The sequence below is a fragment of the Stenotrophomonas sp. 96582_Sma genome (genome assembly GCF_056480905.1).
Genome location: NZ_CM151122.1, coordinates 1,154,480 through 1,172,708, shown reverse-complemented (window position 1 = coordinate 1,172,708; position 18,229 = coordinate 1,154,480). Strand labels below are relative to the sequence as shown.

General features: G+C 67.1%; 17 protein-coding genes. 14 read left to right on the top strand and 3 right to left on the bottom strand.

What is annotated here, in order from left to right; translation table 11 throughout:
* Positions 1–147: 147 nt before the first annotated feature.
* Entirely contained in the window at positions 148–783 is a 636-nt protein-coding gene (locus tag ACZK2R_RS05370) for a LysE/ArgO family amino acid transporter (protein WP_005408523.1), read from the bottom strand.
* A 138-nt stretch (positions 784–921) separates the two neighbouring features.
* On the opposite strand from ACZK2R_RS05370, the gene ACZK2R_RS05365 reads away from it, so the two are divergent.
* The 13 genes from ACZK2R_RS05365 (at position 922) to ACZK2R_RS05305 (ending at position 15,358) form a co-directional block, all read left to right on the top strand.
* Positions 922–1,827, top strand: coding sequence for a LysR family transcriptional regulator ArgP (locus ACZK2R_RS05365; RefSeq protein ID WP_180837935.1), 906 nt, complete (start codon positions 922–924; stop codon positions 1,825–1,827).
* A 183-nt stretch (positions 1,828–2,010) separates the two neighbouring features.
* Positions 2,011–2,457: a GNAT family N-acetyltransferase gene (locus tag ACZK2R_RS05360; protein ID WP_125893760.1), complete on the top strand. Its 447-nt coding sequence runs from the start codon at positions 2,011–2,013 to the stop codon at positions 2,455–2,457.
* 228 nt (positions 2,458–2,685) lie between these two features.
* Positions 2,686–4,386 carry a malate dehydrogenase (quinone) gene (gene mqo / locus ACZK2R_RS05355; protein ID WP_180837934.1) on the top strand — a complete coding sequence of 567 codons (1,701 nt, stop codon included), beginning with the start codon at positions 2,686–2,688 and terminating at the stop codon, positions 4,384–4,386.
* A gap of 268 nt (positions 4,387–4,654) precedes the next feature.
* A complete protein-coding gene (locus ACZK2R_RS05350; RefSeq protein ID WP_125893756.1) occupies positions 4,655–6,847 on the top strand; it encodes a TonB-dependent siderophore receptor in 2,193 nt (730 codons plus the stop codon).
* A gap of 222 nt (positions 6,848–7,069) precedes the next feature.
* The gene (gene mdcA / locus ACZK2R_RS05345; protein ID WP_180837933.1) at positions 7,070–8,713 is read left to right on the top strand and encodes a malonate decarboxylase subunit alpha; all 1,644 of its coding nucleotides are present in this window, start codon (positions 7,070–7,072) and stop codon (positions 8,711–8,713) included.
* A 10-nt stretch (positions 8,714–8,723) separates the two neighbouring features.
* Entirely contained in the window at positions 8,724–9,044 is a 321-nt protein-coding gene (gene mdcC / locus ACZK2R_RS05340; RefSeq protein WP_180837932.1) for a malonate decarboxylase acyl carrier protein, read from the top strand.
* Entirely contained in the window at positions 9,041–9,949 is a 909-nt protein-coding gene (locus ACZK2R_RS05335) for a biotin-independent malonate decarboxylase subunit beta (RefSeq protein WP_049422772.1), read from the top strand. The genes mdcC and ACZK2R_RS05335 overlap by 4 nt, the downstream gene beginning before the upstream one ends.
* 2 nt (positions 9,950–9,951) lie before the next feature.
* Complete coding sequence (mdcE, locus tag ACZK2R_RS05330; protein WP_180837939.1) at positions 9,952–10,656, top strand: biotin-independent malonate decarboxylase subunit gamma; 705 nt, start codon at positions 9,952–9,954, stop codon at positions 10,654–10,656.
* The gene (gene mdcG / locus ACZK2R_RS05325; RefSeq protein WP_180837931.1) at positions 10,649–11,290 is read left to right on the top strand and encodes a malonate decarboxylase holo-[acyl-carrier-protein] synthase; all 642 of its coding nucleotides are present in this window, start codon (positions 10,649–10,651) and stop codon (positions 11,288–11,290) included. Before mdcE ends, mdcG begins: the two co-directional genes overlap by 8 nt.
* On the top strand, positions 11,287–12,144 hold the full coding sequence (gene mdcB / locus ACZK2R_RS05320; protein ID WP_180837930.1) for a triphosphoribosyl-dephospho-CoA synthase MdcB: 858 nt from the start codon (positions 11,287–11,289) through the stop codon (positions 12,142–12,144). The genes mdcG and mdcB overlap by 4 nt, the downstream gene beginning before the upstream one ends.
* Positions 12,141–13,061, top strand: a complete 921-nt coding sequence (gene mdcH, locus ACZK2R_RS05315) for a malonate decarboxylase subunit epsilon (protein WP_049422770.1) — start codon at positions 12,141–12,143, stop codon at positions 13,059–13,061. Before mdcB ends, mdcH begins: the two co-directional genes overlap by 4 nt.
* 104 nt (positions 13,062–13,165) lie before the next feature.
* Entirely contained in the window at positions 13,166–14,533 is a 1,368-nt protein-coding gene (locus tag ACZK2R_RS05310) for an SLC13 family permease (RefSeq protein ID WP_180837929.1), read from the top strand.
* A gap of 105 nt (positions 14,534–14,638) precedes the next feature.
* Positions 14,639–15,358, top strand: a complete 720-nt coding sequence (locus ACZK2R_RS05305; protein WP_057499721.1) for a GntR family transcriptional regulator — start codon at positions 14,639–14,641, stop codon at positions 15,356–15,358.
* Between the two features lie 148 nt (positions 15,359–15,506).
* Here ACZK2R_RS05305 and ACZK2R_RS05300 read toward each other — a convergent pair whose 3' ends face one another.
* Complete coding sequence (locus ACZK2R_RS05300; protein WP_125893745.1) at positions 15,507–15,839, bottom strand: hypothetical protein; 333 nt, start codon at positions 15,837–15,839, stop codon at positions 15,507–15,509.
* A 151-nt stretch (positions 15,840–15,990) separates the two neighbouring features.
* Between ACZK2R_RS05300 and ACZK2R_RS05295 the strand changes: the two genes are divergently transcribed.
* Positions 15,991–16,938 (top strand): nucleoside hydrolase, encoded by a 948-nt coding sequence (locus ACZK2R_RS05295; protein WP_180837927.1) that lies wholly within the window; start codon positions 15,991–15,993, stop codon positions 16,936–16,938.
* A gap of 4 nt (positions 16,939–16,942) precedes the next feature.
* Here the strand turns inward: ACZK2R_RS05295 and ACZK2R_RS05290 are convergent, their stop codons facing one another.
* A complete protein-coding gene (locus ACZK2R_RS05290) occupies positions 16,943–18,202 on the bottom strand; it encodes an MFS transporter (RefSeq protein WP_004147860.1) in 1,260 nt (419 codons plus the stop codon).
* Between the last annotated feature and the right edge of the window lie 27 nt (positions 18,203–18,229).

Sequence of the window (18,229 nt, the reverse complement as noted above, 5' to 3'; positions counted from 1 at the left end):
GACACCCTGTCCGGATGTACGATTCTAGGCACGTGACCGTTTGCCGCGCCACATCGGCAGAAAAAACGACGGCACCGTTGCCGGTGCCGTCGTTACCACTACCTTGGAGAGAGAGTCAGGACGTGGGTTCGGGGGGCGTGCGCCGGGTCAGTGGACCCCGCGCACCGCCAACGTAAGGGCCAGGATGCTGAGGATCACGGCGATGGTGCCGTCGAGCACGCGCCAGGTACTGGGCTTGGTGAACAGCGGCGCCAGCAGGCGTGCGCCCAGGCCCTGCGCGGTCAGCCACAGGCAGCTGGCAGTCACCACACCGGCGGCGAAGGCCATGCGGGCGTTGCCGAAGTTCTCGGCGATCGAGCCGATCACCATCATGTCCAGCCAGAAGTGCGGGTTGATCAGCGAGAAGCCGACCGCGGCCATCAGCACCGCGCGGCGGCTGCCGTCGTCGCTGTCAGCCTCGCCCATGCCGCCGCCACCGGCAATCGCACGGCGTGCCGACTTCATGGCGTACCAGGCCAGGAACGCCACGCCCGTCCACAGCACGGCGGTGGTCAGCCACGGCAGCGCTGAAGTGAGCGTGCGCAGGCCAGCCACGCTGGCAAAGATGAAGATCGCATCGATGGCCGCACAGGTGGCAACCACCGGCACGATGTGCTTGCGCAGGATGCCCTGGCGCAGAATGAAGGCGCTCTGGGCCCCGACCACGGCGAACAGGCCGATGCCGGTAGCTGCACCAGAGAACCAGGCACCGAGGCCGGTGCTGGCGGAGATGACCGAGAACATGGGATTCACTGCCTTTACTTGCTTGGGGGGACGGTGCCTCGCGAAGGCGGACAGCACCGGAACGAGCGCCATTGTCGCGCCGCAACATGGAAAAGACGAGCTAAACTTCCTAAACCAACATTAGCGGAACTTAATTCGATGCGTATCGACCATGCCCAGCTGCGCGCCCTCGCCGCAGTGATCCGCGAAGGCAGCTTCGACCGCGCCGCGCAGTCGCTGAATGTCACCCCGTCCGCCATCTCGCAGCGGGTCAAGGCGCTGGAGGACCGGATCGGCCGGCTGCTGGTCAAGCGCGGCACCCCGGCCACCGCCACCGCCGAGGGGCAGTTGCTGGTGCAGCTGGCCGAGCAGACCGCCCTGCTCGAGCACGATGCGCTGCACCGGATGGGCCTGGCCGATGAGGACCTGCCGCAAGCCAGTATTCCGGTGGCGGTGAACCACGACAGCCTGGAAACCTGGTTCCCGCAGGCGGCCTACCAGTTCGCGCAGACCACCGGCACTACGCTGGACCTGCGCGTGGAGGACCAGGACCACACCGTCGAACTGCTGCGCCAGGGCACAGTGCTGGGTGCGGTGACCACGCTGGACGAGCCGGTGCAGGGCTGCCAGATCCACGCGCTGGGCAGCATCCGTTACGCCGCCACCTGTACCCCCGAATTCCGCGAACGCCATTTTGCCAAGGGCGTGACCGCGCAGGCGCTGGCGCAGGCGCCGGTGCTGGTGTTCAACCGCAAGGACGAAATGCAGTCGCGCTTTGCCCGGCGCATGGCCGGCGACGACCTGCCCAGCACCGCACCGACCTGGTGGATTCCCTCCACCCGCGCCTTTGTGCAGGCCAACCTGGGCGGCATGGGCTGGACCATGAACCCGCTGCCGCTGGTCAAGCGGCACCTGGACGCCGGCCGCCTGGTCTACGTACGCCAGCGCGCGTGGGAAGACGTGCCGCTGTACTGGCAGCACTGGAAGGGTGACGTCCAGACCATGGCCCTGCTGACCCGCGCCGTGCTGGACGCCTCATCAGCGCTGGTGCGGCGCAAGCGCTGAGGCAGCCCTGCAAAAAAGGGGACGGAGGGGATTAAGTCGTCTTTGCCCAGAATGTCGTATAGGCCTTAAACGACTTAATCCCCTCCGTCCCCTTTTTGCTCCATCCAATCTCCACGAAGTCTCCACACCAGGTCCATGCGCGATGCGGATACTGGTCGGCCGATCACTGCAAGGATGCCCTGCATGCCTGTATTCGTCCGCGATGCGCGCCCCGAAGATGCCGCCGCCTGCATCGACCTGCGCGGGCGCACCCGCGAAAACGCCTTCAGCGCCGCGCAGTTGGCAGAGCTGGGCATCACCGAGGACAGCTGGGCGGCCGGCATCGCCCAGGGCGATTCGATCGGCCGCGTCGCCTGGGAGGGCGAGCGCATGGCCGGTTACTGCTTCGCCGACCGCGACACCGGCGAAGTGCTGGTGCTGGCCCTGCTGCCGGACTACGAAGGCCGTGGCGTCGGTCGGCAGCTGCTGCAGGAAGTGGTCAGCCTGACCCGCGATGCGGGCCATACCCGGCTGTTCCTGGCGTGCTCGGCCGACCCGCGTTCGCGCTCGCATGGCTTCTACCGGCGCCTGGGCTGGCGCCCGACCGGGGAGATCGATGAGGCCGGTGACGAGATTCTGGAGCTGGTCTGATTGAAGGCGTCGCCAGGCATGGCCTGGCGCTACTGGGGCTACGATCGCCAGGCTTGGGCCCGCCGCTCACGTGACGGGGCCGCGAAACGTCGGATGCTGCGTTGCATCAAAAACGGACCGGATCCGGTTAGAATCGCGGATGGATGGCGCAAGGCGTTGTTTCTTCACGCCCTTTCCCTGCCCCACGCGCATCCTGACCCCTTCCCCTCCGCCAACGATCCCGCCCCCATGAAGAAATTTGGCAAGGCCCTGCTCGCCCTGCTCGTGCTGCTGTTGCTGGCCGCCGCGCTGTTCCTGTACTGGCCGCTGACCCAGCGCTCGGTGCCCGCCGCCAGCAACGACAAGCCCGTCGACGTTGTGCTGGTCGGCGCCGGCATCATGAGCATCACCCTGGCCACCTACCTGCAGGAACTGCAGCCGGACTGGAACATCCAGGTCTACGAACGCCTCGACGGCGTCGCCGGTGAAAGCTCCGACGGCTGGAACAACGCCGGCACGGGCCACTCGGCCTTCGCCGAACTGAACTACACCCCCGAACTGCCCGACGGCAGCATCGAGACCAAGCGCGCGGTCGGCATCGCCGAATCGTTCGAGGTCTCGCGCCAGTTCTGGTCGCACCAGGTGAAGGAAGGCCGGCTGAGCCAGCCCAGCGACTTCATCAACCCGACCCCGCACATGAGCTTCGTCTGGGGCGATGACAACATCGCCTACCTGCACAAGCGCCAGCAGGCCCTGGTGAAGAATCCGCTGTTCTACGGCATGCAGTACTCCGAGGATCCGGCCCAGATCAAGCAGTGGGCCCCGCTGCTGATGGAAGGCCGTGACCCGAAGCAGAAGGTCGCCGCGACCTGGATGCCGCTGGGCACCGACGTCAATTTCGGCGTGATCACCCGCCAGCTGACCGCCGGCCTGCAGCGCAGCCCGAACTTCAGCCTGCACCTCAACCACGAAGTGAGCGCGCTGCGGCAGAACGCCGACAAGAGCTGGAACGTGACGGTGAAGGACCTCAAGGCCGGCACCGAGTCCACCACCCACGCCCGCTTCGTGTTCATCGGTGCCGGTGGCGCTGCACTGAAGCTGCTGCAGATGTCCGGCATTCCGGAATCGAAGGACTACGCCGGCTTCCCGGTCGGTGGCCAGTTCCTCGCCTTCCAGGGCCAGGACGTGACCTCGCGCCACGGTGTGAAGGCCTACGGCATGGCCGAAACCGGTTCGCCGCCGATGTCGGTGCCGCACCTGGATGCGCGCAAGCTGGACGGCAAGCCGGTGGTCCTGTTCGGGCCGTTCGCGCTGTACAGCACCAAGTTCCTCAAGCACGGCTCGTGGTGGGACCTGTACTCCTCGGTCACCCACAACAACGTTGGCCCGATGCTGGAAGTGGGCAAGGACAACCTGGACCTGGTGCAGTACCTGATGGCCCAGGCACGCCTGAACGATGCCGATCGCCAGGCCGAACTGGTCAAGTACTTCCCCAATGCCAAGCCGGGCGACTGGAAGCTGGTCACCGCCGGCCAGCGCGTGCAGATCATCAAGCGTGATCCGCTGAAGGGCCCGGTGCTGCAGTTCGGTACCGAGATCGTGACCGACAAGGACCACACCCTCGCCGCCCTGCTCGGCGCTTCGCCGGGTGCGTCGACCTCGCCGCCGATCATGCTGGACCTGATGGCCAAGGCCTTCCCGGACCAGATGAAGGCCGGCTGGGAAGCCCGCCTGCGCGAGATCGTGCCGTCGTACGGGCGCAAGCTCAACGACAGCGCCGCGCTGGTCAACGAGATCCGTACGCTGACCAGCCAGACCCTGCATCTGCCGTATCTGGAGGTGCCGGTGGATGCGAACGCGGCGGCGCCGGTGCCGGCAGCGGTTCCTGCAGCGGCTCCGGCACCGGCCAAGGAAAAGCGCAACGCCAACGAGGAACTGCAGGCGCTGTAAGCCTGGCAGATTCCCTGCAGCAGACACGGACGGCCACCTTCGGGTGGCCGTTCGCGTTTGGGCCGCTCCCTGCTGCAGAAAGCGATGCCCGGCGCCGGGAATCCTATGCACAATGACGCGAATTGTAATGTTGTTAAGAATTATTTACATTTGCGTCCTTCGCAGTGACCGCGCCCCTCCCAGATGGACCTGATGTGCCCGAAGCCGCCGCCCCGGGTGCTGGACGACTGTTGCCGCCCCCTTCCCGTCTCCGAGCTTCGAACCCACCATGTCCCTGACGTTCCGTAACCGCCTGCCCCGCCGTGCGCTGCTGCCGGCTGCCCTGCTCTCTTCGCTCGCGCTGGTCGCGTCTCCGGCGTTCGCCGAGGCCGCCGCCGATGCATCCGATGCCAAGACCCTGGACCGGGTCAGCGTCCGTGCCGAGCAGTCCGCTCCGCCATCCAGCACCACCCGCCTGCCGATCACACTGCAGGAAACCCCGCAGTCGGCCACTGCGATCAGCCTGAAGCGCCTGCAGGACGAGTCGCTGTTCAGCATCAACGACGTGATGCGCAACGTCACCGGCGTCAGCGTGTCCTTCTATGACACCCAGCGCCCGCTGTACTACGCACGCGGCTTCGCCATCACCGACTTCCAGGTCGATGGCATTCCCACCTACAGCGGTTCCACCAACCAGGAATACGACACCGCTTTCTACGACCGCATCGAAGTGATCCGCGGTGCCAACGGCCTGCTCAGCGGCGCCGGCGTGCCGTCGGCCACCGTCAACCTGCTGCGCAAGCGGCCGGGCAAGGAGTTCGATGCCTCGTTCGCGATCAGCGCCGGCAGCTGGGACTATCGACGCATGGAGGCGGACGTGACCGCGCCGCTGACCGATGACGGCCGTTTCCGCAGCCGCGTGGTCGCCGCCTATACCGATCGTGGCCTGTATTACGACCGCTACGACGAGAACAAGATGGCCGGCATGGCGGTGCTGGAAGGCGACGTCACCGACAGCACCACGATCACCCTCGGTTACCAGAGCCAGGACAACAATCCGACCGGCTCGACCTGGGGCACCGTGCCGTTCTTCGACAACCAGGGCAATTTCGCGCACCTGCCGCGCTCGACCAACCTGTCGCCGAAGTGGAGCTACTGGAAGCGCGAGAGCAACACTGCCTTCGCCAACCTGGAACAGCGCTTCGGCGACAACTGGCTGCTGAAGATCAACACCGCCTACACCCGCGGCAACGTGCAGAATGTGCGCCTGTACGGCACCGGCAACCCGGACCCGGTGACCGGCTCGGGCATCTTCCTGCGCGCGGCCGCCGGTGATTCGAGGGACACCCGGCGCAACGTCGATGCTTACCTGACCGGCAGCTTCGATCTGTTCGGCCGCGACCACGATGTGACCCTCGGCGCACAGTGGTCGGACCTGGAAGGCACCACCAACACCCTGGCGCTGAACTTCCCGAACGATTGGGCACGCTGCGGCGGCGAACGCTGCTACTACATTCCCAACGTGTACAGCTGGAACGGCGACATCTCCGAGGTCACCTACCGCCGTACCGGCGCGCGCCGCGTGGCCAAGACCACGCAGAGTGGCGTCTATCTGGCCACCCGCCTGCGCCTGGCCGATCCGCTGTCGCTGATTGCCGGCGCACGCCTGAGCCGCTGGGAAACCCTCAGCCGCTCCTACAACGCCGCAGGCGCCTACACCGGCACCAGCGGCGCGTACAAGGTGAGCGATGAAGTCACTCCCTACGTGGGCCTGGTCTACGACATCACCCCGAACGTCTCGGCGTACGCCAGCTACACCGAGATCTTCAACCCGCAGAACTTCAAGGACCGCAACGAGAACCTGCTGGCGCCAGTACAGGGCTCGAACCTGGAAGCGGGCATCAAGACGCAGTGGTTCGATGGCCGCCTCACCGCCAATGCCGCCGTGTTCGAAGCCAAGCAGGACAACTACGCGGTGCGTGACATGGGCGTGCCGGAGGGTTCGCTGAGCGATGGCACCTCCGCCTACGTCGGCGTCAACGGCACCAAGGCGCGCGGTTGGGAGATGGACGTCAACGGCGAGATCCTGCCGGGCTGGACGGTCAACGCCGGCTATACCCACGTCAAGGTCACCCGCGCCGCCACCGATCTGCTGTACGCCAACCCGCCGAAGGACCTGCTGCAGCTCAACACCCAGCTGCAGCTGCGCGGCGCGCTGGAGCGCCTGAGCATCGGCGGTGGCGTGCAGTGGCAGAGCAAGGTGCAGGGCTACAACATCGCCTACCCGCTGGGCGGCACGGTGACGGTGAACCAGCCGGCCTACATGCTGGTCCAGTTCAACGCCAACTACCGCATCAGCGACAACTGGACGGCAACGCTGAGCGTGCGCAACGCGCTGGACAAGACCTACTGGGCGAATCTGGACTACAACAACTACGGCGAACCGCGCTTCGTGTCGGCCAGCCTGCGCTGGAAGTTCTGAGCCACCAGAAACGGTAGTGCCGGCCGCTGGCCGGCTCCAAGCGATGCATCGATGACGCGGAGCCGGCCAGCGGCCGGCACTACCCCGATCGATGCGGGTCATCCTCCATTTCAATCTGAATGGGCCCGCCTTCGCGCGGGCCCTTCTTTTTGCTGCAGTGCGGGTTGCATGCCCGACTGTAATTATGCCGTAATTACATTGACACCAATCGGAAGCCGGTCGATGAACCCGAGCTGGGATACGTTGGAACGCAGCCGCCAGGCCCGCCTGCAACGTGCCGCGCCGTGGGCCCGGGGACGTGAGGTCGCCGCCACCGACGTGGGCGAGCTGCTGCACGCACTGCTGGAGCCAGGCGACAAGGTCTGCCTGGAGGGCAACAACCAGAAACAGGCCGATTTCCTCGCCCAGGCCCTGGCCGACCTTGACCCGGCCCGGGTGCACGACCTGCACATGGTGCAGTCGGTGCTGTCTCTGCCGTCACACCTGGATGTATTCGAGCGTGGCATCGCCTCGAAACTGGACTTCTCGTTCTCCGGCCCGCAATCGGTGCGGCTGGCCAACCTGGTGGCCGAAGGGCGCATCCAGATCGGTGCCATCCACACCTACCTGGAACTGTTCGGCCGCTACTTCATCGACCTCACGCCCCGCGTAGCGCTGGTCGCCGCGCAGGCCGCCGATCGCCACGGCAATCTCTACACCGGCCCGAACACCGAAGACACCCCGGTCATCGTCGAGGCCACCGCGTTCGGTGGCGGCGTCGTCATCGCCCAGGTCAACGAGATCGTCGACACCCTGCCCCGCGTCGATATCCCTGCTGACTGGGTCAACTTCGTAGTGCAGGCCCCGAAGCCGAACCACATCGAGCCGCTGTTCACCCGCGACCCGGCGCAGATCTCCGAGATCCAGGTGCTGATGGCGATGATGGCGATCAAGGGCATCTACGCCGAGTACGGCGTCAACCGCCTCAACCATGGCATCGGCTTCGACACCGCGGCCATCGAGCTGCTGCTGCCGACCTACGCCGAATCGCTCGGGCTGAAGGGAAAGATCTGCCAGCACTGGGCGCTCAATCCACACCCCGCACTGATTCCGGCGATCGAATCGGGCTTCGTCAAATCGGTGCATTCGTTCGGTTCCGAACTGGGCATGGAGAAGTACATCGCCGCACGCAGCGATGTGTTCTTCACCGGTGCCGATGGCTCGATGCGCTCCAACCGCGCGTTCTCGCAGACCGCCGGCCTGTATGCCTGCGACATGTTCATCGGTTCCACCCTGCAGATCGACCTGCAGGGCAACAGCTCCACCGCCACGCGCGACCGCATCGCCGGCTTCGGTGGCGCACCGAACATGGGCTCCGATGCACGTGGCCGCCGCCATGCCAGCGAGGCCTGGGTCAAGGCCGGCCAGCAGGCCGCACGCCCCGGTGAGATGCCGCGTGGCCGCAAGCTGGTGGTGCAGATGGTGGAAACCTTCCGCGAACACATGGCACCGGCCTTCGTCGATCGGCTGGACGCCTGGGAGCTGGCCGAGCGCGCGGACATGCCGCTGCCACCGGTGATGATCTATGGCGACGACGTCAGCCATGTACTGACCGAAGAAGGCATCGCCAACCTGCTGCTGTGCCGCACCCCTGAAGAGCGCGAACAGGCGATCCGCGGCGTGTCCGGCTATACCGCCGTGGGCATGGGGCGCGACCGCGCGATGGTGGAGAACCTGCGCGACCGCGGCGTGATCCGCCGTCCCGATGACCTCGGCATCTCCGTGCGCGATGCCAGCCGTGACCTGCTTGCGGCGCGTTCGGTGAAGGACCTGGTGCGCTGGTCAGGCGGCCTGTACGACCCGCCCAAGCGCTTCCGCAACTGGTAAGGGGCTGAGCATGGAAACCCTCGACTATCGATTCGAAGGACACACGGCGGTGCAGTTTCCGCGCGATGCAATGCTGGTCGGCGTACTGGCCTCGGGCAACCTGGAAATCCTGCTGGAACCGGCCGCACTGGACGGCGCGATGATGGTGCGCATCATCACCGCCGCGCAGGGCTTTGGCCGCGTCTGGGAGGCGGTGATCGGTGATTTCGCACAGCGCCATCCACTGCGCGATGTACGCGTCTCGATCAACGATGCCGGTGCGACCCCGGCGGTGGTCAGCCTGCGCCTGGACCAGGCAGTGGAAACCCTGCTTGCTGGAGATCCACGATGAGCCGGACGCAGCGCCACAGTTACTACGAAGCCGATGCACGCGAGCGCATCGCCGGCCTGGCCGACGCCGGCTCGTTCCGTGAATTCCTCGGCCCGGCGCGGCGGATGATGAGCCCGCACCTGGCACAGCTCGACCAGCCCGCGGCGTTCGACGACGGCATCGTTGTCGGCGAAGCCACACTGCGCGGCCGACGCGTGCTGCTGGCCGCACAGCAGGGTGAATTCATGGGCGGCGGCGTGGGCGAGGTGCACGGCGCCAAGTTGACCGGGCTGCTGCACCGTGCAGCGGAAACCCGACCTGACGGTGTGCTGCTGCTGCTCGATACCGGTGGCGTGCGCCTGCACGAAGCCAATGCAGGGCTCATCGCCATTTCCGAGATCATGCGCGCCACGCTGGATGCGCGCGCTGCAGGCGTCCCCGTGGTGGCGCTGATCGGCAGCGGCAACGGCGCGTTCGGTGGCATGGGCATCGTCGCCCGCTGCTGCAGCACCGTGGTCATGTCCGAGGAAGGCAGGCTGTCGCTGTCCGGACCGGAAGTGATCGAAACCGTTCGCGGCGTGGAGGAATTCGATTCCCGCGATCGCGCACTGGTCTGGCGCGTAACGGGAGGCAAGCACCGCTACCTGATCGACCAGGCACAGGTGCTGGTGCCCGATGCCATCGAGGCGTTCGCGCAGGCGGCCAGCAACGCGCTGCAGCCTGATACCAGCAGCACCGATCCAGATACTGCACTGGCCGCGCTGCAGGAACGCCATGCGGCACTGAAGGCGCGCGTGCAGGCCTGGGGCGATTGCCGCGATGGCCTGGAGATCTGGGCGCGGCTGGGTATCACTGCCCCCGAGCGACTGCCGCTGCTCGACACCGATGCGTTCCTCATCGCCACCGCCGACCGGAGCCTGCCATGAGCATGCCGCTGCAGACCCTGCTCGATGCCCTGTTCCCGCATGGGCATGCCATTGCCGTGAACGATTCGGTGCTGACCGGCAGCGCCACCACCGAGGATGGCGAGGTGACCGTGATCGGTACCGCCGACAAACTCGAAGTCGGCGTGGACCACGCATTGGCACTGGCCGAAACCGTGCTTGCCAGCACCGCCGCGCTTCCACAGCGACCGATCGTGATGCTGGTGGACACCGCTGGCCAGCGCCTGGCGCGGCGCGACGAACTGCTTGGCATCAACGGCTGTTTCGCGCATCTGGCACAGACGCTGGATCTCGCGCGTCGACGTGGCGCGCGGCTTGTCACGCTGGTCTATGGTGAATCCGTCAGTGGCGGCTTCCTCTCATTCGGCCTGATGGCCGACCACATCCACGCCCTGCCCGATGCACAGGTGCGGGTGATGGACCTGCGCGCGATGGCGCGGGTGACCAAGCAACCGCTGGAGAAACTGCAGGCACTCAGCCAGAGCTCGCCGGTGTTCGCGCCGGGCGTGGAGAACTACGTGGCGATGGGTGCGGTGGAATCGCTGTGGGAGGGCGATCTTGCCCAGCACCTGCTGCAGGCGCTGCGCACGCCCGCCGAAGGCGACCTGCGTGCCGCACGCGGCGCACAGCGCGGCGGTCGTGCCCTGGCGGCAGGCGTTTCATCTGCGGTGGCCCACGGCGATGCCTGAGCGGCCCGCCCGCCACACGCTGGCCTGGCTGTCGGCCGATGCCGACTGGCGGGCTGACGTGACTGCACAGGAACCACGCCTGGCAGCGTGGTTCGCGCAGGGCTTGCCGGCCATGGTGGCGCGCTGTGCGGCGGACGACCCCGACCCTCGGCTGCGTCTGGGGGTACCGCTACCGCCAAGCGAAGGCAAGCAACGGCTGGCGCTGCGCGTGGCCCTGCAGGACGTCCAGCAGCTGCAGCCTCCCCCTGCCTTGGATGACGTTCTCGCCGGCGGCGTTCCGGCGGATTGGCAGGCGGCGTTGCAGGCAATGCTGCGGCTTGCACCAGCCCGCGTATTCGGCGCCTTCGCATGGCAGCACCTCACCGGACTGCCCTATGTGCACCCGCGCTCGGACATCGACCTGCTGTGGCAGGTGGATGACGCGCGCCAGGCCGACCTGCTGGTCGAACGCCTGCAGCACTGGGAAAGCGCCTACGGGCATCGCGTGGATGGCGAACTGTGCCTGGTGGATGGTGGCGCGGTGAACTGGCGCGAATACGCCGGTCGCAGCCGCGAAGTACTGGTCAAACGCATTGATGGTGCCGCTCTGGAACTGCGCGAGGCCTTGTTCAACGCCACTGGAGTTGTCGCATGAACGCTGTCGTGAAGCGCGTCGCCCGGTCCACCCCGGCGGTGGACAGCGCGCGCCTGGGGCGCCTTGCCATCGCCAGCCTGCACGCCGAACTGGCCCTTGCCCCCAAACCGGGACTGGTTACACCGTTCGATCGCGGCAGCCACCACGACATGGATGCCGGCACCTTCCTGCGCAGCCTGTTCGCGTTGCGCCACTATTTCATCGCCGTGGCCGACGCCGGTGCCAGCGCGGCGCCGTTCCAGACGCTGCGCCGGCATGGCATCGCCGCCGAGATATCGATGCTGCACGCCACTGCGGGCATCAACACCCATCGCGGTGCGATCTTCAGCCTTGGCCTGCTGGTGGCCGCGTCCGCTGCCTGCTGGGGCCGCGCGGGCCGTGTCGCCGCAGCCGAGCAGGTCTGCCAGGAAGTGCGCCGTTGGGCGGCCGAGCTCGCCGACGCGCCTCTGGATGCGAACAGCCCTGGCCAGCGCGCGCGTGCACGGCACGGCGTGCAAGGTGTGCGCGAACAAGCGGCCGCCGGCTACCCGCTGCTGCGCGAAGTGGCACTGCCTGCCCTGCGCCACGCACTGGCCAGCGGCCTGCCACGCGAGGCCGCGATGTGCCAGACCCTGATGCAGCTGATCGCGTGCGTGGATGACCTCAACCTGCTGCACCGCGGCGGCGCCGACGGCCTGCGCTGGGCCCAGCGGCAGGCACGCACCTTCCTGGACGCCGGTGGCACCTTCGCGCCGGACTGGCAGGTACATCTGCGTCGCATCGGTGACGGCTTCGTCATGCGCCGGCTGAGCCCGGGCGGCAGCGCAGACCTGTTGGCCTGCAGCGTGTTCCTGCTGCAGCAGGAGCAGGCATGAGCCTGGCCCTGCTCTGCCCTGGCCAAGGCGCGCAGCACGCGGCGATGTTCGATCGCGTGCGCGATCTGGCTGCCGCGCGGCCGGTGCTCGATGCCACGAGCGAACTGCTCGGCCGCGATGTATTCGCCGCTGCGGCGGCCGACGACCGCTTCGACAATGTGCGGGCGCAACCACTGCTGTGCGCAGCAAGCCTGGCGCATTGGCAGGGCCTGCGCGAGGTATTGCCAACGCCGACGGTGATCGCGGGTTACAGCATCGGCGAGCTGGCCGCACATGCCATCGCCGGCGGCGTCGATGCGGCCACCTGCCTTGCCCTGGCTGCGCAGCGCGCGCTGTTGATGGACAGTGCCAGCCCCGCCGATGCAGGCCTGCAGGCAGTGCTTGGCCTGGAACGCCATGTACTGCAGCCGCTGTGCGATCTGCACGGAGCGCACGTGGCCATCGCCAACGGGCAGGACCATTTCATCGTTGGCGGCACGCACGCCTCATTGCAGCGGCTGGCCGATGCCGCGCGGCCGCAGGGTGCGGACATCCGTCCACTGCCGGTGCACGTGCCTGCACACACACCGTTGCTGACAGCGGCGGTCGCACCGTTCGCTGCCGCACTCGACGCCTCGCCACTGCAGGCCCCACGCCTGCCGCTGCTGGCCGGCATCGATGCGCGACCGGTGCGGGATCGCGCAACGGCAGTCCACACGCTGTCGGCGCAGCTCGCGCAGACCATCGAATGGGCGCAGGTGATGCGCCAGGCCTTCGAGCGTGGCGCGCGGGTGTTCCTGCAGCTGGGCCCGGGCAACGCATTGGCGCGCATGGTCGCGCCGGCCTATCCGTGCTGCGAGGTGCGCGCGGTGGAAGAGTTCCAGAGCCTTGAAGGCGCCGCGGCGTGGGTCCGCAGCGCGCTGGAGAGGCTGCAGTAACGGGTTCGAGCAGTACGTATCACGCAACACGCAGTACGTCGCCTTACCCCGGGATGGCGGGTCTCCATCCGCGCTGTACGTGAGTCACGTGTCTGGGAGGGCGCATGAGTCCACAAATCGCAACGATCATCGGTCTGGTGATCATGTTCATCGTCGCCACCGCGATGCCGATCAACATGGGTGCCGTCGCCTTCGCGCTGGCCTTCATCATCGGCGGACTGTGGGTCGACATGGGGGGCAAAGAGGTGCTGGCCGGCTTCCCCGGCGATCTGTTCCTGACCCTGGTCGGCATCACCTATCTGTTCGCCATCGCGCAGAAGAACGGCACCATCGACCTGCTGGTGCACTGGGCAGTGAAAGCCGTGCGCGGCCATATCGTGGCCATTCCGTGGGTGATGTTCGTGATCACCGCGGTCCTCACTGCGTTCGGTGCACTGGGCCCGGCGGCGGTCGCGATCATCGGTCCGGTCGCGCTGCGCTTTGCCAAGCAGTACAACATCAACCCGTTGATGATGGGCCTGCTGGTGATCCATGGCGCACAGGCGGGCGGCTTCTCGCCGATCAGCGTATACGGCAGCATCACCAACGGCGTGGTGCAGAAAGCCGGGCTGGAAGTGACCGAGATGGCGGTGTTCCTGACCAGTCTGGGCTTCAACTTCATGATGGCGACGATCTGCTTCTTCGCCTTTGGTGGCGTCGCCCTGCTGCGCCGTGGCTCGATCACCGCAGCAGGAACACTCGGCAATGCCGAGCTGGCGATGGCCGGTGGCCCGCAGGCGTCGTCGCGCCAGTTCGCGATCGAAGGTCATGGCGCGCTGGTCGCGGCAGGCGGCGGCACGCTCAGCAATGATCCGGTGGCACTGGATGCGGTGAACCTGACCCGCGAGCGGTTGTTCACCCTGATCGGCCTGCTCGGCCTGGGCGTGGCCGCGCTGATCTACAACCTCAACGTCGGCCTGGTCTCGATCACCGTGGCGGTGGCGCTGGCGCTGTTGTCCCCGCAGAGCCAGAAGGGTGCGGTCGATGGCATCAGCTGGTCCACCGTGCTGCTGATCTGCGGCGTGGTGACCTACATCGGCGTGCTGGAACATGCCGGCGCGGTGGACTTCATCGGCAACGGTGTCTCCGACATCGGCATCCCGCTGCTCGGAGCGCTGCTGGTCTGCTATGTCGGCGGCATCGTCTCCGCATTCGCTTCGTCGGCAGCGGTACTCGGCGCGACGATTCCATTGGCGGTGCCATTCCTGATGCAGGGTCACCTCAGCGCCGCCGGCGTGATCTGCGCGCTGGCGGTGTCATCCACCATCGTCGATGTCAGCCCGTTCTCGACCAATGGCGCACTGGTGGTGGCCTCGGCCGCGAAGGAAGAGCGCGAGACCCTGTTCCGCCGCTTCCTGGTCTACAGCGGCCTGGTGGTTGCGCTCGGACCGCTGCTGGCCTGGCTGGTGTTCGTGGTGCCGGGCTGGATGTAACCGCCCAGCGGTAGTGCCGACCGCTGGCCGGCACTCTCATGAAGCCATCCAGCGATCATGGGTTGCCGGCCAGCGGCCGGCACTACCTGGCGGTACACTTCCACCATGGCCATTGCCCCTGCCCCGCGGTCACCGAAGAAGCGCGCACCTCTGTACGAAGAGGTGGCCGAACACGTGCGCGAGCGCATCTACGATTACCGGCTGCCGCCGGGAGAATGGATCGACGAGCCCGCGCTGTGCGAGGAACTGGGCATCAGCCGCACGCCGCTGCGCGAGGCGCTGAAGCTGCTGGCCGCCGAAGGCCTGGTGCAGATCGATGCGGGTCGTGGCAGCCGGGTCACGCGACTGACGCTGGAAGACCTCAACCAGCTGTTCCCGGTGATGGCGATGCTGGAAGGCCGCTGCGCGCATGAGGCGGTGAAGCACATCGACGATGCAGGCGTGCAGCAGTTGGAAGACCTGCATGCAGCGATGGAAACCGCGGCGGCCGAGGGCAACATCGCCGAGTACTACCGCAACAACTACCTGATCCACGAAACCGTGCAGCATTACGCGGGCAACCCGTGGCTGATCCGCATCACCCACGACCTGCACCGCATCCTGAAGATGCATCGTGGCCGTCAGCTGCTGACCCCGGGTCGCACCGCGCAGTCGCTGGCCGAACACCGCGAGCTGATGGAATGCTTCCGCCGCCGCGACGCGCAGGCTGCCGAACGCACCATGGAACGCCATCTGCTGAGCCAGGGCCAGGCACTGGCCGCCTATGTGGCGGCAGGGGGCCTGTTGAACGTTCCCGCGCCGTTGCCGACCGAAGGCGGCGGCTGAGCTGTTGGGGTTGCCGGCCAGCGGCCGGCACTACCGGCCGCAGCCAACCGCTGTTCTGTAGAGTCGAGCCATGCTCGACTGCCTTTCGATCAGGCACCGCGGCGTTGGAGCGAAGTGCAGTCGAGCATGGCTCGACTCTACAGAGACCTCAATCGCTGCAGCTGCCACCACCACCGTCACCGCTGCCGCCGTCGCTTCCACAGTCGGAGCTGCTGTAGCTGTGATGACTGTGGCTGTCCCCGGAATAGCCGCCGGAGAAATCGGCGGGCCCACCGCCACTGCCATCGCTCCGCGCGGGTGAGCCATCGGCCGTGGCCACTGCCATGCACAGGATCGCGCCGACCAGCGGCAGCAGCCAGACCAGCAGCAACTGCACTGTCCGGCCACCCGCCGACAGGCCATCACGCCTGACGATCACCACGGTAGCCACCACGTTCAGGCCCAGCACCAGCAGGACCAGCAGAAGGGCAACGATCAGCATTCGGCGACTCCGTGCCTGGACTGGGGGCATTATGGCCTGCCACCCCGGCAATGGCCCTGCCTGTCATGAAGATGGGACAATGTAGGGCGCGCCGGCCTGCCTCCGGGCCGCCGGCGCCCCCCGCACCACACGGAAGAAGAAGAACAACAACATGCTGAAAGTCATTTTCGATACCGACCCGGGCGTCGACGACGCCCTGGCCCTGCTGTACCTGCACAAGCACGCCCAGATCGACCTGATCGGCGTCACCACCACCTTCGGCAACGCCTCGGTGGAGTCGACCACCCACAACGCGCTGTACCTGAAGCAGGCCTGGGGCTTTGCCGCTCCGGTCGCGCGCGGTGCCGGCGGCCCGCTGCAGCCGGAAGCCACCCCGGAAGCCTGGCCGGTGCACATCCATGGCCACAACGGCCTGGGCAACCACCCGGTGCCGGCCAGCCTGGACGTGGCCGCCGATGCGCGCCCGGCCCATCAGCTGATCATCGACCTGGTCCGCGCCCATCCGGGCGAGGTGACCCTGGTCGCGGTCGGCCGCATGACCAACCTGGCCCTGGCCCTGCAGCAGGCCCCGGACATCGCCGGCCTGGTGCGCGGCGTGGTGATCATGGGTGGCGCTTTCCACGTCAACGGCAACATCACCCCTGCCGCCGAGGCCAACATCTGGGGCGATGCCGAAGCCGCCGACGTGGTGTTCACCGCCAGCTGGCCGGTTACTGCGATCGGTCTGGACGTGACCACCCGCGTGGAAATGGACCGTGATGGCCTGGACAAGCTGGCTGCCATCGGCGGTGCCGACGCCGAGCTGGTGCGTGCGCTGTCGCAGGACTATGTGGACTTCTACCTGCAGGCCGGCCACAAGGGCATGGTCGTGCACGACTGCTGCGCGTGCATCGCGCTGATCCGCCCGGAGCTGTTCCAGTTCGAGCGCGCCAGCGTGCGCGTGGCCACCGACGGTGTCGCCCGCGGCATGACCATTCCCAAGCCGGAAGGCCTGGCGTTCGGTCCCAGCGTGTGGGATGGCCACGTGGTGCAGTCGATTGCCATCGGCGTGGATGCGGCCGCGGTACTGGCCGACATCGAGCAGACCCTGAAGGTCTGACCCGCTAGCGCCTGGCCCTGCCCGGGACCGTCTCGGGCAGGGTCCACAGCACCGGCAGCACCAGCACCGCCACCAGCGCAATCATCGCGCCCGGCGCCGCTGCCCAGCCGCTGCGCTCCACCCACCATTGCGCCAGCCATGGCGTTGCCCCGCCGAAGAAGGCGGTGGCCATGGTCACCCCCAGTGCCAACCCGCTGACCCGGCCCTCGCCCGGGAACTGCTCGGCCGTAGCCGGGGCCGCCACCGCGCTCACTCCACCGGCTACACAGGCCAGCAGCACCGCCGCCAGCGCGATGCCCAGCGCCGTCGCCTGTGCCATCCACGCGAACAGGGACAGCGGCAGCAGCGCCGCCAGCAGGGTCAGGCCCAACAGCATCGGCCGTCGCCCGACGCGGTCGGACAATGCGCCACACAACGGCGTGATCGCAATGACCGCCACTGCCGCAATCGTCGACAGCCACAGTGCATCACCTTCGTCATGACCCTGCGCATGCAGGAATGCCGGCACATAGGTGATGCCGACGTAATAAGTGATCGATCCCAGCGCCGAAATCGCAAACGTGCGCGCTACCGCCAGCGGGTGGTTACGCAATACGTGGCGAAGCGGCGTAGCCGGAATACTGCCCTCGCGACGCTGGCGTTCGAACTCCGGCGATTCGTGCATGCCCGAGCGCGCAACCAGGATCACCAGTGCCAGCGCGGCACCGAAGAAGAACGGAATGCGCCAGCCCCAGCTGTCCAGCTGCGCGGTGGGCAGCAGCGCAACCGTAAGCGCCGAGATCGCCACCGCCAGCAGCGCGCCCACCTCGCTGGCCGCCGATGCCAGCGAGGTCACCAGGCCGCGTCGGCGTGCTGGTGCGCTTTCCAGCAGGTACGCCACCACGCCGGTGTACTCACCGCCCACCGAAAATGCCATCACGCAGCGCAGTACCAGCAGCAGCACGCCCGCCGTAGTGCCCGCCGTGGCCGCTGTCGGCAGCAGCGCGGTGGCCAGCATCGCCGCTGCCATCAAGGCCATCGATGCCAGCAGCATCCAACGCCGGCCCAGCCGGTCCCCCAGGTGGCCGAAGCACAGTGCGCCCAGCGGGCGCATCAGGTAGGACACCGCAAAGCCGGCCAGGGTGACCAGCAGCGCCTGCTCGCCACCACCGAAGAACACCCGCGACAGCACCGTGGCGAAGTACAGATACAAGGTGAAGTCGTACCACTCCACCACCGTGGACAGGCCGGCCACCCACATCGAGCGCTGCCGCTCGGCAGTCATTGCGTGTTCGCCTTCAACAGCCTCGAT

What these genes read in the sequence shown, in the direction of transcription:
- ACZK2R_RS05370 (WP_005408523.1), bottom strand. Translation starts at nt 783, where the DNA reads ATGTTCTCGGTCATCTCCGCCAGCACCGGCCTCGGTGCCTGGTTCTCT.
- ACZK2R_RS05365 (WP_180837935.1), top strand. Translation starts at nt 922, where the DNA reads ATGCGTATCGACCATGCCCAGCTGCGCGCCCTCGCCGCAGTGATCCGC.
- ACZK2R_RS05360 (WP_125893760.1), top strand. Translation starts at nt 2,011, where the DNA reads ATGCCTGTATTCGTCCGCGATGCGCGCCCCGAAGATGCCGCCGCCTGC.
- mqo (WP_180837934.1), top strand. Translation starts at nt 2,686, where the DNA reads ATGAAGAAATTTGGCAAGGCCCTGCTCGCCCTGCTCGTGCTGCTGTTG.
- ACZK2R_RS05350 (WP_125893756.1), top strand. Translation starts at nt 4,655, where the DNA reads ATGTCCCTGACGTTCCGTAACCGCCTGCCCCGCCGTGCGCTGCTGCCG.
- mdcA (WP_180837933.1), top strand. Translation starts at nt 7,070, where the DNA reads ATGAACCCGAGCTGGGATACGTTGGAACGCAGCCGCCAGGCCCGCCTG.
- mdcC (WP_180837932.1), top strand. Translation starts at nt 8,724, where the DNA reads ATGGAAACCCTCGACTATCGATTCGAAGGACACACGGCGGTGCAGTTT.
- ACZK2R_RS05335 (WP_049422772.1), top strand. Translation starts at nt 9,041, where the DNA reads ATGAGCCGGACGCAGCGCCACAGTTACTACGAAGCCGATGCACGCGAG.
- mdcE (WP_180837939.1), top strand. Translation starts at nt 9,952, where the DNA reads ATGCCGCTGCAGACCCTGCTCGATGCCCTGTTCCCGCATGGGCATGCC.
- mdcG (WP_180837931.1), top strand. Translation starts at nt 10,649, where the DNA reads ATGCCTGAGCGGCCCGCCCGCCACACGCTGGCCTGGCTGTCGGCCGAT.
- mdcB (WP_180837930.1), top strand. Translation starts at nt 11,287, where the DNA reads ATGAACGCTGTCGTGAAGCGCGTCGCCCGGTCCACCCCGGCGGTGGAC.
- mdcH (WP_049422770.1), top strand. Translation starts at nt 12,141, where the DNA reads ATGAGCCTGGCCCTGCTCTGCCCTGGCCAAGGCGCGCAGCACGCGGCG.
- ACZK2R_RS05310 (WP_180837929.1), top strand. Translation starts at nt 13,166, where the DNA reads ATGAGTCCACAAATCGCAACGATCATCGGTCTGGTGATCATGTTCATC.
- ACZK2R_RS05305 (WP_057499721.1), top strand. Translation starts at nt 14,639, where the DNA reads ATGGCCATTGCCCCTGCCCCGCGGTCACCGAAGAAGCGCGCACCTCTG.
- ACZK2R_RS05300 (WP_125893745.1), bottom strand. Translation starts at nt 15,839, where the DNA reads ATGCTGATCGTTGCCCTTCTGCTGGTCCTGCTGGTGCTGGGCCTGAAC.
- ACZK2R_RS05295 (WP_180837927.1), top strand. Translation starts at nt 15,991, where the DNA reads ATGCTGAAAGTCATTTTCGATACCGACCCGGGCGTCGACGACGCCCTG.
- ACZK2R_RS05290 (WP_004147860.1), bottom strand. Translation starts at nt 18,202, where the DNA reads ATGACTGCCGAGCGGCAGCGCTCGATGTGGGTGGCCGGCCTGTCCACG.